General features: G+C 72.3%; 10 protein-coding genes and 2 pseudogenes. 10 read left to right on the top strand and 2 right to left on the bottom strand.

The features are described 5' to 3' along the window. Positions 1-17: 17 nt before the first annotated feature. A pseudogene (locus tag AC3CH1_RS17055) lies at positions 18-476 on the top strand (AMP-binding protein); the annotation flags it as partial. A gap of 134 nt (positions 477-610) precedes the next feature. After that, complete coding sequence (locus AC3CH1_RS17050) at positions 611-1,939, top strand: non-ribosomal peptide synthetase (RefSeq protein ID WP_488464421.1); 1,329 nt, start codon at positions 611-613, stop codon at positions 1,937-1,939. Between the two features lie 110 nt (positions 1,940-2,049). Here AC3CH1_RS17050 and AC3CH1_RS17045 read toward each other — a convergent pair whose 3' ends face one another. After that, positions 2,050-3,603 (bottom strand): ricin-type beta-trefoil lectin domain protein, encoded by a 1,554-nt coding sequence (locus AC3CH1_RS17045; protein WP_488463731.1) that lies wholly within the window; start codon positions 3,601-3,603, stop codon positions 2,050-2,052. Between the two features lie 105 nt (positions 3,604-3,708). On the opposite strand from AC3CH1_RS17045, the gene AC3CH1_RS17040 reads away from it, so the two are divergent. The 3 genes and pseudogenes from AC3CH1_RS17040 to AC3CH1_RS17030 all read left to right on the top strand — a co-directional run bounded on the left by AC3CH1_RS17040 (position 3,709) and on the right by AC3CH1_RS17030 (position 8,400). Next, complete coding sequence (locus tag AC3CH1_RS17040) at positions 3,709-5,124, top strand: class II fumarate hydratase (protein ID WP_488463730.1); 1,416 nt, start codon at positions 3,709-3,711, stop codon at positions 5,122-5,124. Between the two features lie 299 nt (positions 5,125-5,423). Then, a pseudogene (gene fomD / locus AC3CH1_RS17035) lies at positions 5,424-6,108 on the top strand (cytidylyl-2-hydroxypropylphosphonate hydrolase). A 384-nt stretch (positions 6,109-6,492) separates the two neighbouring features. Then, a complete protein-coding gene (locus AC3CH1_RS17030; protein WP_488463729.1) occupies positions 6,493-8,400 on the top strand; it encodes a SpoIIE family protein phosphatase in 1,908 nt (635 codons plus the stop codon). An 85-nt stretch (positions 8,401-8,485) separates the two neighbouring features. On the opposite strand, the gene AC3CH1_RS17025 is transcribed toward AC3CH1_RS17030, so the two are convergent. Next, the gene (locus AC3CH1_RS17025) at positions 8,486-10,723 is read right to left on the bottom strand and encodes a transglycosylase domain-containing protein (protein ID WP_488463728.1); all 2,238 of its coding nucleotides are present in this window, start codon (positions 10,721-10,723) and stop codon (positions 8,486-8,488) included. A gap of 239 nt (positions 10,724-10,962) precedes the next feature. On the opposite strand from AC3CH1_RS17025, the gene AC3CH1_RS17020 reads away from it, so the two are divergent. The 5 genes from AC3CH1_RS17020 (at position 10,963) to AC3CH1_RS17000 (ending at position 15,952) form a co-directional block, all read left to right on the top strand. Continuing rightward, a complete protein-coding gene (locus AC3CH1_RS17020) occupies positions 10,963-11,934 on the top strand; it encodes an SPFH domain-containing protein (RefSeq protein ID WP_488463727.1) in 972 nt (323 codons plus the stop codon). Then, the gene (locus AC3CH1_RS17015) at positions 11,931-12,215 is read left to right on the top strand and encodes a type II toxin-antitoxin system antitoxin (protein ID WP_488463726.1); all 285 of its coding nucleotides are present in this window, start codon (positions 11,931-11,933) and stop codon (positions 12,213-12,215) included. The genes AC3CH1_RS17020 and AC3CH1_RS17015 overlap by 4 nt, the downstream gene beginning before the upstream one ends. Positions 12,216-12,360: 145 nt before the next feature. Beyond that, on the top strand, positions 12,361-12,885 hold the full coding sequence (locus tag AC3CH1_RS17010; protein WP_018956160.1) for a PadR family transcriptional regulator: 525 nt from the start codon (positions 12,361-12,363) through the stop codon (positions 12,883-12,885). Next, complete coding sequence (locus AC3CH1_RS17005) at positions 12,882-13,568, top strand: ABC transporter ATP-binding protein (RefSeq protein WP_488463725.1); 687 nt, start codon at positions 12,882-12,884, stop codon at positions 13,566-13,568. Before AC3CH1_RS17010 ends, AC3CH1_RS17005 begins: the two co-directional genes overlap by 4 nt. Beyond that, positions 13,565-15,952, top strand: coding sequence for an ABC transporter permease (locus AC3CH1_RS17000; RefSeq protein ID WP_488463724.1), 2,388 nt, complete (start codon positions 13,565-13,567; stop codon positions 15,950-15,952). Before AC3CH1_RS17005 ends, AC3CH1_RS17000 begins: the two co-directional genes overlap by 4 nt. Positions 15,953-16,058 lie beyond the last annotated feature (106 nt).

Genomic DNA, 16,058 nt, shown 5'->3' with positions numbered 1-16,058 from the left:
ACGGTCCCCCCGCGCTGATGCTGGTGGCGGGCGACGGGGACGGACCCGCCACGCTGCCGACCGGCCCGGACGCGCTCCCCGTACCGGCGAGCCAAGTGGAGCGCGTACGAGCGCAGTTGGTGGGCGGCTCGCCCAGCACCCCGCTCTCGTTCGTGGATCCGCTGAGCAGGGCGGAGTCGGCGGCACAACTGACCGTCGGCTCACCACGAAGGACCCCGGCCGCCCTCCGCGTCGACGAGGCCTTCGCCGCCCGGGCCGCCGCCCGCCCGGACGCCCCCGCGCTCACCGCCGGGCCCACCACCCTCTCGTACGCCGAACTGGACCGCCGGGCCGAGCGGTTCGCCGACGGTCTGTACGCCCACGGCGTCCGCCCGGGCGATCTCGTGGGGCTCTGCCTGCCCCGCGGAGCCGACCTGGTGACGGTGATGCTCGGCGTCCTGAAGGCGGACGCGGTCTACGTACCGCTGGACCCTGAGCATCCGGCGGACCGGCGGGAGCGCACCGCGAAGGACGCCGGGGTCCGGCTGACCGTCGAGGACCCGGCCGCCCTGACCGGCCACCCGCCCCGGCCCGTCGCGGAAATGCGGGAGGGCGGCGCCCCGCGTACGTCATCCACACCTCGGGCTCGACCGGCCGCCCCAAGGGGGTCCTCGTCCCGCACGCCAACGTCACGGCCCTGGTCGACGCCGTCCGCGACGACTTCGGCCTCTCCCCCGACGACACCTGGACGTGCTTCCACTCGGCGGCGTTCGACTTCTCGGTGTGGGAGATCTGGGGGGCGCTGCTGACGGGCGGCCGGCTGGTCCTCGTGGACCACTGGACCTCGCGCTCGCCGGAGGACTTCCACGCGCTGCTGGTCCGGGAACGGGTGAGCGTGCTGAGCCAGACCCCGTCGGCGTTCACCCAGCTCGCGGCGGCCGACCGGACGGGCGGTGAGCTGTCCGCCCTGCGGCTGGTGGTGCTGGGCGGCGAGCCGCTGGACACCCGCCCGCTGCTGGGCTGGTTCGACCGGCACCCGGAGGACCGCTGCCGGCTGGTCAACATGTACGGGATCACCGAGACCACCGTCCATGTCACGGCGGCCACGGTGACCCGCAGCGAGGCGCTCGCCGGTTCCCGGTCGGTGGGGCGGCCCCTGCCGGGCTGGTCGGTGCGGGTGCTGGACGCGTACGGGTGGCCGGTGCCGCCGGGTGCGCCCGGGGAGATCCATGTGGGCGGGGCGGGCGTGGCGCTGGGCTATCTGGGCCGGCCCGCCCTGACCGCCGAGCGCTTCGTCCCGGACCCCCTGGACCCGGCCGGGCGGCTCTACCGCAGCGGCGACCTGGGGCGGCTGCTGCCCGACGGGACGCTGGAGCACCTGGGCCGGATCGACGACCAGGTGAAGGTGCGGGGCTTCCGGATCGAGCCGGGCGAGATCCGGCACGTTCTGCTGGAGGACCCGGCGGTGTCGGCGGCCGCGGTCACCGTGACGGGCGGCGGGGGCGGGGACGCGGCGGCCGTGCGGATCGACGCCTACGTGGTCCCGGCCCCGGGAGCGGGCGAGGACACCGGGCCCGTACGGGAGCGGGCGGCCCGGCTGCTTCCCCCGCACATGGTGCCCGCGACGGTGACCGTGCTGCCGGCCCTCCCCCTCACCGCGAACGGCAAGCTGGACCCGGCCCGGCTGCCCGCACCCGGAGTGCGCCGGCCCCCTGCCGCGCCGCCCCGCGAGCCCGCCCCCACCCCCGCCGGCGTCCTCGCCGGTATCTGGCGGGACGTCCTCGGCGTCGAGGAGATCGGCCCGGACGACGACTTCTGGGACCTGGGCGGCAATTCGCTGTACGCGATCCGGATCGGCACGCTCGCCCGGGAGCGCGGGCTGCCCGGCATCCCGCTGCGGCAGCTGTATCTGACGCCGACGCTGGGAGCGCTGTCCGAAGCGCTGGCGCGGGAGGCGTGAGAGGGGGCTTGGCGAGGGGCATGCCGGAGGGCACGACGAGGGGTGTGACGAGAGAGACATGGCGAGGGGGGCGACCGCACCGCGCCGGTCGCCCCCCTCGCGCACGGTGGCTACACGAAGCGCTGGTTCGCGCCGCCGTCGCACGTCTGGAGCTTGAGCGGGTCCTTGGCCCCCGCCAGCGTCAGACACAGGTTCGTCGCGGCGGCCGGGCGGACGGTGCCCGCCTGCCGGACGAACTTCTGGTTGGCCGCGCCCGAGCAGTCCCACACGACGAGCGTGGCGCCGGCGGTGTACTTGGCGCCCGGCACGTCCAGGCAGCGGTCGTGGCTGAGCGCGGTGCGGGCCGTCCGCGTACCGGCGTCGTACCACCAGCTCTGGTTGCGCCCGCCGTGGCAGTCCCAGCCGCCCATCGCCGTGCCGTTACGGGTGACCGAGGCGGGCACGTCCACACAGGCCCCGGTCGCCTCGTTCCTCAGGGGGGCGAACAGGTCGTCGAAGGCCGCACCCGTCAGGACCGGGTTCCCCGTGCTCGCCGGGTCGGCGCAGCTGGCCTCGCGCAGCCCGGAGTCGTACAGCTGGGTGAGGCAGGAGGCGAAGGCCCGGTGGCCGGCCGCGTTGGGGTGGAAGGACTGCCGGACGGAGTTCTCGTCGGGCAGGCCCGGCTTGGTCACGTCGATGAAGAGGCCGCGCGCCCAGGTGTTCTCGGTGCAGACCTCGTGGCCGTGGAAGAGCCGCGAGTTGTCGAGGTAGGTGGCTCCGGTCGCGGCGGCGGCCTTGCGCATGCCGACCTGGAAGGCGGGCACGGCGGTGTCGCGGCCCCAGGCGGTGTCGGAGTCGTAGCCGAGTCCGCCGCAGACGAGCTTGCCGGGGAACTTCGGGTTGTCGCGGAAGTCCGGGCCGATCGGGCTCGGATAGCCCATCAGGACGAGCTTGTAGTCGTTGTCCGCGTACCCGGCGTCCGTCATGACGGTGCGCAGGTCGCGGACGGTCTGCTCGACCTTGGGGACCAGGGCGTCGACGCGGGCCTGCCAGCCGCCCGCGTACTTCGGCTCGCAGGGGCCCTGGAGGCTGATGTAGCGGACCACGCAGTCGGTCATGACCGGGCCGAACTGGAGGTCGTCGTTGGCCCCGGCGACCAGGACGATCATCTTGATCCGGGTGTTGCGGGCCTTGATCGCGAGGCTGTCGCTCTGCACGAGTTCGTCGGCGTACTGCTTGTTTCCGCCGATTTTGATGTTTCCGGTGTAGGCGCCGGAACACGAGACGTTGTACGTGACGTCCGCCGCGATGCCCGTGCGGTGGATGGCGGCGTCCGGTGAGCGGTGGCACCAGTTGTCCGGCCCGTTGGTGCCGGGGTCGTAGGCGCCGACGCCCTCGCCGGAGATCTCGCTGTCGCCGAGCGAGATCAGCCCGGTCTTGCGGTCGCCGAGCGGCCGCTCGGCGGGGCTCCCGTACAGCTGGGTGGCCTCGGCGGCCCGGACGGCTTCCAGCGCGGGCGGGAGAGGGGTGGATGCGATAGAGCTGGTACCCGACTCCGTCGCGCCCGCGGGTCCGGCGGCGGCCATACCGCCGACGGCGGTCGTGAGAGCGACGGCGGCCGCGACCGTGACGCGGAGCCGGCGAAGGCTTCCGAGCCGTCGAAGTCTGGTGCTGGTGCGCCTCATTGCGCCTCCCGGTAGTGGTTACCCCCGGTATTTACCGGTCGGTAGGCGACTTGGGAATACATGGAACAAGAGAAATGCTCATCTTTTTCAGGAGGTTTGAACACCATGGTCGACACGTCAGGTGACACGCCCCGTGACAACGGGTTCCGGATCGAGCACGACTCGATGGGCGAGGTGAAGGTTCCCGCGGACGCCAAGTGGCGCGCCCAGACCCAGCGGGCAGTGGAGAACTTCCCCATCTCGGGGCAGCGTCTCGAGCGGGCGCACATCGAGGCGCTGGCCCGGATCAAGGGCGCGGCGGCCAAGGTCAACGCCGAGCTGAAGGTACTGGATCCGGACATCTCCGCCGCCATCCAGGAGGCCGCCGCGGAGGTCGCCTCGGGCCGCTGGGACGAGCACTTCCCGGTCGACGTGTTCCAGACGGGTTCGGGCACCTCGTCGAACATGAACACCAACGAGGTGATCGCTACCCTCGCCGCCGAGCGCCTCGGCCGCGAGGTCCACCCCAACGACCATGTGAACGCCTCCCAGTCGTCCAACGACGTCTTCCCGTCCTCCATCCACATCGCCGCCACCGCCGCCGTCACCGCCGACCTGATCCCCGCCCTGGACCACCTGGCGGAATCCCTGGGGCGGAAATCGGCCGAATTCGCGGAGGTCGTGAAGTCCGGCCGTACGCATCTGATGGACGCCACCCCGGTCACCCTCGGCCAGGAGTTCGGCGGCTACGCGGCCCAGATCCGCTACGGCGTGGAGCGGCTGCGCGCCTCCCTCCCCCGGCTCGCCGAACTGCCCCTGGGCGGTACGGCGGTGGGCACCGGCATCAACACCCCGCCCGGCTTCTCCGCCGCCGTGATCGCGGAGGTCGCGGACGCCACGGGGCTGCCGCTCACCGAGGCCCGCGACCACTTCGAGGCGCAGGGCGCGCGGGACGGGCTCGTGGAGACCTCCGGCCAGCTGCGGACCATCGCCGTGTCCCTGACCAAGATCTGCAACGATCTGCGGTGGATGGCGTCGGGGCCGCGCACCGGCCTCGCCGAGATCGCGCTGCCCGACCTCCAGCCCGGCTCCTCGATCATGCCGGGCAAGGTCAACCCGGTGATCCCCGAGGCGGTCCTGATGGTCGCCGCCCAGGTCACAGGCAACGACGCGACGGTCGCCGTGGCCGGCGCGGCGGGCAACTTCGAGCTGAACGTGATGCTCCCGGTCATCGCGAAGAACCTGCTGGAGTCCGTACGGCTGCTGGCAGGCGCCTCCCGGCTGCTCGCGGACCGTACGGTCGACGGCATCACCGCCGACGTGGAGCGGGCCCGCGCCTACGCCGAGTCCTCGCCGTCCGTGGTGACCCCGCTGAACAAGTACATCGGCTACGAGGAGGCGGCGAAGGTCGCCAAGAAGTCCCTCGAGGACGGGACGACGATCCGCGAGACGGTCCTGGCCTCGGGCCACGTCGAGCGCGGCGACCTGACGATGGAGCAGCTCGACGAGGCGCTGGACGTGCTGCGGATGACGCGCCCGTGAACGGCGGGCGCGGAGCAGCCCGGTGACGGATGAGGGCGCCCGGCGGCCTCTGGGGCCGCCGTGACGCCCGGGGCGACCGCGAGACGCCTGGGGTGACCGTGAGACGCCTGGTGTGACCGTGACGCCCGGGGCGGCCGCGAGACGCCTGGGGTGACCGTGGCGCCCGGGGTGACCGTGACGCCCGAGGAGTCGCGAGACCTGGTGCCCCAGGGGTCCGTGGCGCCTGAGGGGTCCGGCGGATCGGGGCCGGGTGACCTGAGTCGCAGCGGGCCGGTGGAAGCGCTCCGTAAGATCCCTCCATGACAGGTACGGGAGAGTGCGCACGCTGGGCGCCGGGGGACCAGATCCTCTGGCGCTACCGCGACAACGGCCGGGCCCACCGGACGGCCGGCGTCCCGCCCGTGCACATCTGCCGTCCGGTGACCGTCGTCCAGGACACCGACGAGCTGCTCGCCGTCTGGATGGCGCCCGGCACCGAGTGCGTGCGGCCGGTGCTGCTGGACGGCACCCAGGTGCACGCCGAGCCGCTGGCCACCCGCTACACCGCGCCGCGCACCACGGCCCGCTCGACCTGGTTCGGCTCCGGGGTGCTGAAGCTGGCCAGGCCCGGGGACCCGTGGTCGGTGTGGCTGTTCTGGGACCGGGGCTGGATATTCCGCAACTGGTACGTGAATCTGGAGGAGCCCCGGACCCGGTGGTCCGGAGGGGTGGATTCCGAGGATCACTTTCTCGACATCTCCGTGAACCCCGACCGGAGCTGGAAATGGCTCGACGAGGACGAGTTCGCCCAGGCCCAGCACGTCGGTCTGATGGACCCGGAGACCGCGGCCCGGGTCCGGGAGGCGGGCCGCGCGGCGGTCGAGGTGATCACGGGGTGGGGCGCCGTTCCGGGACGGCTGGGAGCACTGGCGGCCCGATCCGCGGTGGCGGGTGCCGCCGCTGCCGGATGACTGGGACCGCACCCCTGCCCGTATGCCGTCGTGAGACCCTGGAGAGACCCTTCGGGCGGTCCGGTCGGCAGGTCCGGGCGCGCGGAGGGATGATCGCCGCAACCAGCGGGCACCACACCGGAACTGACCACAAGTCACCACACCGGTCGTGCGGAGGGACGGGCCACGGACCCGGACGTTCCGCTCGGTCGCGGGAGCCACTACGAGGGGGTGGAGACGTGCACGCTGTCCGCTGCCCTCTCGCCGCGTCCGCCGCCGGAGGGGCCGCCCGTCGGCCATCTCCGGGGCGTTCGGTTTCGGCCCCTTCATCGGGGGCATCCGGTGACAGCCGTTGTTCTTCCCGCGCTTGCCGGGGCACAGTAGCGCCCCACGAGGTGACTGCCTCATACAACCGGCCCGGACGGACGGAATCCCACGCGTGACGGAGCATCCCACCTCCCACGAAGGCCGGCAGCCCCTGGCGGCCCGGCAGCAGGAGCGCACCCGGCCCCGGCAGCAGGACGCCGCGGCGGCGGCCGCCGCCGCCGCGGTCCCGGCTCCGGCCGCCGCGCCGAACACGGGACCAGGAGCGGCCGCCGTCTCCGAGGCGCAGGCGGCCACCCGCCGCGAGGGCGACCGGCTGCGCTTCGTCGGCGCGGCGACCCGGCGGATCGCCCGGGGCATAGACCTGGACGAGATCGTCCTCGGGCTGTGCAGGGCCAGCGTGCCGACGTTCTCCGACGCGATCCTGGTCTATCTGCGCGACCCGCTCCCTGTGGGCGACGAGCGCCCGGTGAGCCCCTTCGTCCTGCGGCTGCGCCGCAGCGACCGGCTGCGCGTCAGCGGCGAGGAGGGCGGCGAGGCGTCCGGCTCCGAGACCGAGCGGCTGCGCCCGCTGATCCTCGACCCGCAGGCCGACCTGATGCCCGCCGCCGAGCTGTGCGAGGTGCGGGCGGGCGGTGCGCTGGCCGAGGTGCTGCGCGGGGTGCGGCCGGTCTTCGGCGACTCCGCGGCGGCCCGGGCGGCCCTGCCGGAGCTGCTCGGCCCCGGCCGGTCCGTCCCGACCGGGCACCGGGCGATCCTCGCCCCGTTGCGCGGCCGGCGCCGGGTCATCGGGGCCGCGGTGTTCGTGCGCGGCACCGAGCGCACCCCCTTCGAGGCCAGCGATCTGCTGGTCGCCGCACAGTTGGCGACGCACACCGCGCTCGGCATCGACAAGGCCGTGCTGTACGGGCGGGAGGCCTACATCGCCGACGAGCTGCAGCGCACGATGCTGCCCGACTCGCTGCCCCAGCCCACCGGCGTCCGGCTCGCCTCGCGCTACCTCCCGGCGGCCGAGACGGCCCGGGTCGGCGGCGACTGGTACGACGCGATCCCGCTGCCCGGCAGCCGGGTCGCGCTGGTCGTCGGCGACGTGATGGGCCACTCCATGACGTCGGCGGCGATCATGGGCCAGCTCCGGACGACGGCGCAGACCCTGGCGCAGCTCGACCTGCCGCCGCAGGAGGTCCTGCACCACCTGGACGAGCAGGCGCAGCGCCTGGGCAGCGACCGGATGGCGACCTGCCTGTACGCGGTCTACGATCCGGTCGCGCACCGGATCACCATCGCCAACGCCGGACACCCGCCGCCCGTGCTGCTGCACCTGGGCGGGCGGGCCGAGGTGCTGGTGGTGCCGCCGGGCGCCCCGATCGGGGTGGGCGGCGTCGACTTCGAGGCCGTCGAGCTGGACGCCCCGGCCGGCGCCACGCTGCTCCTCTACACCGACGGTCTGGTGGAGTCGCGGCTGCGGGACGTGTGGACGGGCATCGAGCAGCTGCGGGAGCGCCTCGCGGCGACCGCGCAGCTCACCGGCCCGGACCACTCGCCGCCGCTGGAGGCCCTCTGCGACGACGTGCTGGACATGCTCGGCCCGGGTGACCGGGACGACGACATCGCGCTCCTCGCCGCCCGCTTCGACGGGATCGCGCCGAGCGACGTGGCGTACTGGTACCTGGAGCCGGAGGACGCGGCTCCGGGTCGGGCCCGTCGACTGGCCCGGCGGGCGCTGAGCCGCTGGGGTCTGGACGAGCTGGCCGACGAGGCGGAGCTGCTGGTCAGCGAGGTCGTCACCAACGCGGTGCGCTATGCGGAGCGTCCGGTGACGCTGCGGCTGCTGCGGACCGATGTCCTGCGCTGCGAGGTCGGCGACGACTCCCCGCAGCTGCCGCGGCAGCGCCGGGCGCGGGAGACGGACGAGGGCGGGCGCGGGCTGTTCCTGGTCAACCGGCTGGCCCGGCGGTGGGGAGCGACGCGTCTTTCGACGGGCAAGGTCGTCTGGTTCGAGATGGCGACCCGGGGCCAGTAGCCGCGAGTCGGCCGACGTCATGCGTGTGGGGCGGGCCCGGAGGCCCGCCCCACACGCATGACGTCATGCCGTCAGTGGCCCACTCTCACTCTCCGAGCAGTCCGTTGCCGCCCGGCCGTTCGCCCGGCCGGCCGTCGTCCTCCCCGGGCTGGGGCGGCACCTCCGGGCTCGTGGGGGGCGTGGTGCTGGGCGTGGTGCTGGGCGAAGGCGGCGGCGTGGACGACGACGGGGTGTCGCTGGGCGTCCCGCTGGGCGTCTCCTTGGAGGGCGTGTCCGACGGGGTCGGGTCCTCGGACGGGGTGGGGTCCTCGGAGGGGGTGTCGGACGGCGTCGGCGGGGCGGGCACCTCGCCGACCTCCACGTCCTGGAGGTCGAACGTCTTGCCGGACCCGCCGTCGAGGGCGCCGAGGGTGTAGTCGGCCCAGATCCTGGCCGGGAAGCCGCTGCCGCTGGCGCGGCCCGAGTTGGCCGTACCGGTCAGGGAGACCTGCTTGCGGCCGCCGTCGCCCTCGCCGAAGAGGGCCACGACCGTGGTCAGTTCCGGGGTGTACCCGGCGAACCAGGCCGACTTGTTGTCCTCGGAGGTGCCGGTCTTGGCCGCCGCGTCGTAGGCGGGGCTGTTGGCCGCGCCCCCGGAACCGGCGTCGACGACCCCGGTGAGCCCCTTGGTCACGGTGTCGGCCGAGGCGCGGCTGATGGCCTGCTCCCGCTTGGGCTTCTCGGCGTTCACCGTGCGGTCGCGGTGCTCGGCGGACTGGAGGATGTGCGGGGTGACCTTCCGGCCGTGGTTGTCGAGCGTGGCGTACACGCCGGCCATGTCCCAGGTCGAGGCGTTCATGGTGCCGAGGGTGACGGCGGGGCGCTCGGGGAAGTTCTTGTCCGGTACGCCGAGGGCGAGCGCGGTCTCCTTCACGGCGGCGGGCGTCACGTCGACGATCATCTGCGCGAAGACGGAGTTGACCGAGCTGTTCAAGGCCTTCTGGACGGAGACCGGACCGTAACTGCGGTCGTCCTGGTTCTGCGGGGCGAACGGGGTGTCGCTGCCGACGACGGGCCGCTTGCTGGTGCCGTCGTACATCGTGTTGAGCCCGATCAGGCTGCCGTCCTGCGTCTTCGACTCGTTCTCCAGGGCGGAGGCGAGCACCAGCGGCTTGAAGGTGGAGGCGGGCTGGTAGTCCTGGCGGGTGGCGTTGCTGATGTAGTGCTTGATGTAGTCCTCGCCGCCGTACAGGGCGACGACCTTGCCGGTCTTCGGGTCGACGGAGGTGGCGCCGGCCTGGACGGTGGCGTCGATCTTGCTGCCCTCGCGGTCGAGCTTGGACTCCAGCTGGTCGTCCACCGCCTTCTCCAGCGCCTCCTGGCGCTTCTTGTCGACGGTGAGGGTGAAGGTCCAGCCGCCGGCGTCGCGGTCCTCGGCGGAGACGCCCTGCTTCTCCAGCTCCTTGTTGGCGGCCTCGACGAGGTAGCCGGCCTGCCCTTCCATGCCCTGGGCGGGCTTCGGCTTCTGGGGTACGGGGAACTCCAGGCCGGCCCTCTCGGACTCGGTCAGCCACTTCATCTCGACCATGTTGCGCAGGGTGTAGGCCCAGCGCTCCTTGACCAGCTTCTTGCCGGTGTCGGTGGCGGAGTTCCAGTCGTACTGGCTGGGGGCCTGGAGGACGGAGGCGAGGTAGGCGCCCTGGGAGGCGTCCAGGTCCTTGGCGTCGACGCCGTAGTACGCCTGGGCGGCGGCCTGGATGCCGCTGGCACCGCGCCCGTAGTAAGCGGTGTTGATGTACCCGGCGAGGATCTCGTCCTTGGACTTCTCCTGGTCGATCTTGAGCGAGATCACCAGTTCCTTGAGCTTGCGGCTCACGGTGGGGTCCTGCGTCAGGTAGAAGTTCTTGACGTACTGCTGGGTGATGGTCGAGCCACCCTGCTTGCCCTTGCCGCTGACGGTGTTGAGGAGGGCGCGCGTGGTGCCCTTGAGATCGACGCCCTCGTCGTCGTAGAACGTCTTGTTCTCGGCGGCGACGAAGGCGTGCTGGACCTTCTTGGGCACCTCGTCCAGGTCGACGATCTGGCGGTTGACGCCCTTGCCGGTCCGGGCGAGGACCGTGCCGTCGCTGTACTGGTAGATGTTGCTCTGCCGCTCCGCCGTGGCGTTGGCGGCGGGGATGTCGACGTAGACGTAGAGCGCCCCGAAGGCTCCCATGCCCAGCAGGACGATCCCGAAGAACGCGCCCAGCAGCTTCTTCCACGTGAAGAGTCTGCGTATGCCGCCGCTCTTCGGGGCCCGGCGCGTCTCCCGCGCCTGGGCTCGTCGCGCATCCGCTCGACCCATTGGTGTGTTGCTCCCGCTTCTCTGCTCGACCGGCTCGCTCGGTTTCCTCAGTTCGCTCAGACCTGCCAGCTAACACCGCCGACGGGGACAAAAGACAAGCGATCTGGTCTTTTACGGACGTGAGAATCAGCACCCGTTCCCTAGGAACCGACTCCCCAGAGGTGGACAAGGTTGCGAGAACCATTAATGTGTAATCACATTGATAGCGCGGCACGAGACCGCGCCGAACGGGGGATCCCATGACCGCACAGCACGACGACCACCGTCCGGGCGCACCGGCCGACGATCTCGCGATCGACGCCCCCGACATGCCCGCGCCCCAGGTCAGGGAGGTCACCGCGCACTCCATTCCGGGTGGCGTCGGTCTGCTCCTGACCGTCGTCGGGGTGTTCGCGGGAGTCGGCCTCGCCATCGTCGGCGGGGTGATCGGGGCCGGCGGGAACAACGCGGTCGGCGTCCCGCTCTTCATCCTCGGGGTGCTCCTGGTGATCACCTCGTTCTTCTGCATGAGCGGTGTGAAGATGGTCGCTCCGGGCGAGGCCCGGGTGATCCAGCTCTTCGGCCGGTACGTCGGCACCATCCGCGCCGACGGGCTCCGCTGGATCAACCCGCTGACCTCCAGCCGCAAGATCTCCACCCGCGTCCGCAACCACGAGACCGCCGTCCTCAAGGTCAACGACGCCTACGGCAACCCGATCGAGCTGGCCGCGATCGTCGTGTGGAAGGTCGAGGACACCGCCCAGGCGCTCTTCGAGGTCGACGACTTCCTGGAGTTCGTCGCCACCCAGACCGAGGCGGCCGTGCGGCACATCGCCATCGAGTACCCGTACGACGCCCACGAGGAGGACGGCCTCTCGCTGCGGGGCAACGCGGAGGAGATCACCGAGAAGCTGGCCGTCGAGCTGACCGCCCGGGTGAAGGCCGCGGGCGTCCTGATCATTGAGTCGCGCTTCAGCCACCTCGCGTACGCCCCCGAGATCGCCTCCGCCATGCTCCAGCGCCAGCAGGCCGGCGCGGTCGTCGCGGCCCGCCAGCAGATCGTGGAGGGCGCGGTGGGCATGGTCGAGATGGCCCTGGCCCGGATCGCCGAGCAGGACATCGTGGAGCTGGACTCCGAGCGGAAGGCGGCCATGGTCAGCAATCTGATGGTGGTGCTGTGCGGTGACCGCGCGGCCCAGCCGGTCCTCAACACGGGCTCCCTCTACCAGTGACCGACCAGACGCCTCCCCGGCGGACACCGGCGTCCCGGTCGCGGCAGCGCAAGCAGATGCTGCTGCGGCTGGACCCCGCGGTGCACGACGCGCTCGCCCGCTGGGCCTCCGACGAACTGCGCAGCGCCAACGCGCAGATCGAGTTCCTGCTGCGGCGGGCGCTCGCGGAGGCGGGCCGACTGCCGGGGGCGGCGCGTCCGATCGCCCGCCGGGGGCGGCCGCCCAAACAGCCGCCGGAGGGGCCGGAAACCCCGCCGGAGCCCGGGGCGGGCACACCGTAGCCCGGGGCCGGCAGGCCACAGCCCCCGCCCGGAGCGACCGCCCCGCGCGTCCCGTAACACCGTGACCCCGGTCCACTCCAAGGGCCGGGGTCGCTTTTCGGACGCGTATACACCGTAGGTATACACACCATGTAGAGTTCCGCTCATGTCTATCGGTCACACCCTCCTCGGGCTCCTGGAGTCCGGCCCCCGACACGGCTACGACCTGAAGCGGACCTTCGACGAGAAGTTCGGCCAGGACCGCCCGCTCCACTACGGCCAGGTCTATTCGACGATGTCCCGGCTCCTGAAGAACGGACTCGTCGAGGTCGACGGCGTCGAGAGCGAAGGAGGCCCGGAGCGCAAGCGGTACGCCATCACCGACGCCGGGATCACCGATGTCTCGCACTGGCTGGCCCAGCCGGAGAAGCCGGAGCCCTACCTCCAGTCGACGCTCTACACCAAGGTCGTCCTGGCGCTCCTGACCGGCCGCAGCGCGGCCGATCTGCTGGACACCCAGCGCTCGGCGCACCTGCGGATGATGCGCGTCCTCACCGACCGCAAACGCAAGGGCGACCTCGCCGACCAGTTGATCTGCGACCACGCCCTGTTCCACCTGGAAGCCGATCTGCGCTGGCTGGAACTGACCTCTGCCCGTCTCGACCAGCTCGCCAAGGTGGTGGCTCCGTGATTCCCGAAGGCTCCCTGCTCGCCGCGCATGATCTGCGCAAGACCTACGGTTCGACGCCCGCCCTGGACGGGGCGTCGTTCTCCGTGCACCCCGGCGAGGTCGTCGCCGTGATGGGCCCCTCCGGCTCCGGCAAGTCGACCCTGCTGCACTGCCTGGCCGGGATCATCACGCCCGACTCCGGCACCATCACCTACGCGGGCCGCGAGCTGTCCGCGATGTCGGACGCCGAGCGCAGCGCCCTGCGGCGCAGCGACTTCGGCTTCGTCTTCCAGTTCGGCCAGCTCGTCCCGGAGCTGACATGTGTGGAGAACGTCGCCCTGCCGCTCCGGCTCAACGGCGTCAGGCGCAAGTCCGCCGAGCGCACCGCCCTGGAGTGGATGGAGCGCCTGGAGGTCGACGACCTCGGGGCCAAGCGCCCCGGCGAGGTCTCCGGCGGACAGGGCCAGCGGGTCGCCGTGGCCCGTGCGCTGGCCGCGTCACCGAAGGTGATCTTCGCCGACGAGCCGACCGGTGCGCTGGACTCCCTCAACGGTGAGCGGGTGATGGAGCTGCTCACGGAGGCCGCCCGCTCCGCCAACGTCGCCGTGGTCCTGGTGACCCACGAGGCCCGCGTCGCCGCCTACTCGGACCGTGACATCACCGTGCGCGACGGCCGGGCCCGCGACATGGAGCACGCCGTATGACGCTGCTCGAAGAAAGGCGGCCCGTCGCGCCACCGCGTCCGGCGGCACCCTCGCGGGGTGCGGTCACCCTCCGCGACCTCGGCCTCGGCATCCGGTTCGCCGCCGCCGGGGGCCGCGAGGGCTGGATCCGTACGCTGCTGACCGCCGTGGGCGTCGGCCTCGGCGTCGCCCTCCTGCTGCTCGCCTCCTCCGTACCGCATCTGCTCGACGAGCGGAACGCGCGCGAGCAGGCCCGCAGCGAGTCCCGGATCTCCGACTTCCCCGACGCGAACGCCCCGAAGTCGGACAGCTCGGTGCTGCGGATCAACACGACCACCGAGTACCACGACCGGACCGTCGAGGGCCATCTCATGCGCCCCGACGGCTCGAAGCCCGTCCTGCCGCCGGGGATCGACCGCCTCCCCGCGCCGGACACGATGGTCGTCTCCCCCGCCCTGCGGGAGCTGCTCGACGATCCCGGCAACGAGCTGCTGCGGGAGCGGCTCCCGTACGAGATCACCGGCACGATCGGGGACGCCGGGCTGCGCTCCCCCGGTGAACTCCTCTACTACGCGGGCAGCGACACCCTGACGCCGGCCAACGGCGGCCACCGGATCGCGGGGTACGGCGACGAGCGCCAGGGCGATGCCCTCCCGCCCCTGCTGATCGTGCTCGTCATCATGGTCTGCGTCGTGCTGCTGGCCCCGGTCGCGATCTTCATCGCCACCGCCGTGCGCTTCGGCGGCGACCGGCGCGACCGGCGGCTGGCGGCGCTGCGCCTGGTCGGCGCGGACATCCGGACGACCCGGCGGATCGCCGCCGGGGAGGCGCTGTTCGGCGCGCTGCTGGGGCTGCTGTTCGGCCTGGCGTTCTTCCTGGTGGGCCGGCAGTTCGTCGGCGCGGTGGAGATCTGGGACGTCAGCGCGTTCCCGGCCGACCTGGCGCCGGACCTCCGGCTGGCGTCGCTGATCGCGGTGGCCGTGCCGCTGACGGCCGTCCTCGTCACCCTGGTGGCGATGCGGTCCGTGGTGATCGAGCCGCTCGGCGTCGTGCGCCGGGGTCGCGACCGGGGACGCCGCCTGTGGTGGCGGTTGCCGGTGCCGCTGGCGGGTCTCGTGGTGCTCGCGCTCTGGGGCCGGGTCGAGGAGTACGCCCCGGTGAACCCGTTCCCGATCACCGCGGGCGCCGTGCTGGTGCTGTTCGGGCTGGCCCTGCTGCTGCCCTGGCTGGTCGAGGCCTGTGTGAACCGGCTGCGCGGCGGCCCGGTGCCCTGGCAGCTCGCCACCCGCAGGCTCCAGTTGAGCAGCGGGGCCGCGTCCCGCGCGGTCAGCGGGGTCACCGTGGCGGTGGCGGGTGCGATCGCCCTGCAGATGCTGTTCGCCTCGATGAACGCCGACTTCAACCGGATGACGGGCCAGGACCCGACGCGGGCCCAGTTCGCGGGGTACTCCGAGAACGTCACGGGCGAGGGGGCCACCTCGGCCATCGAGCAGTTCCGCGCGACCAAGGGCGTGGAGGTGGTCATCGGCTCGGTGGAGGCGTACGCGTCCAAGCCCGGCGACTACGCGGAGGACGACGTCCAGCCCACCACCTCGCTGACCGTCGGCACCTGCGAGACCCTGCGCGAGCTGGCCCGGATCGGCGCCTGCGAGGACGGCGACACCTTTGTCGTCCACCCGAAGGACGACAAGGACATGACCGCGTGGGTCGACGAGACCGCACGCAAGGGCGAGGTGGTCGAGATCGGCTCCGGGAAGAAGCCGATGCGGTGGACGCTGCCCGCCGACTCCCGGACCGTGACGGGCCGCACCGACCCGATGGGCGACCCCCACTGGGGGATCATGGCCACGATCGGCGCGATCGACGCCGGCAAACTGCCTCACGCCGTGATCACCACCCAGATCCGGGTCGACCGGAGCGTGCCGGACGTCGCCGAGCACGTACGCAACACGGCGGCCAGGATCGATCCCGGAATGCGCTTCGTCACGATCCAGTCGGTGGAGCGCGACCGCCAGTACGCCAGCATCCAGATCGGGCTCCAGGTGGGCGCGAGCGCGGTGCTGCTGCTGATCGCCCTGTCGATGCTGGTCTCCCAGCTGGAGCAGTTGCGTGAGCGCAGGCGGCTGCTGTCGGTGCTGGTGGCCTTCGGCACCCGGCGCTCCACCCTCGGCTGGTCGGTGCTGTGGCAGACCGCCGTGCCGGTGGTGCTCGGTCTGGCAGTCGCGGTCGCGGGCGGCCTGGGCCTCGGGGCGATGCTCGTCCACCTGATCGAGAAGGAGGTCTCCGACTGGTGGCTGTTCCTGCCGATGGCGGGGGTCGGGGGCGCGCTGATCCTGCTGGTCACCCTGTTGTCGCTGCCGCCGCTGTGGCGCATGATGCGCCCGGACGGACTGCGCACCGAGTGACACCCGTGTCCGGTGGATCAGGGCCGGACACGCCCTGATCGGCCTACGGCCGGGGCTCCTGGAGAGGGGCCCCGGCCGTCCGTGTGCTCTCCCGAGGCGTGCGCTC

It is taken from the genome of Streptomyces sp. MGP-P1 (assembly GCF_057766565.1).
This window is presented reverse-complemented; position numbering and strand designations above follow the sequence as displayed.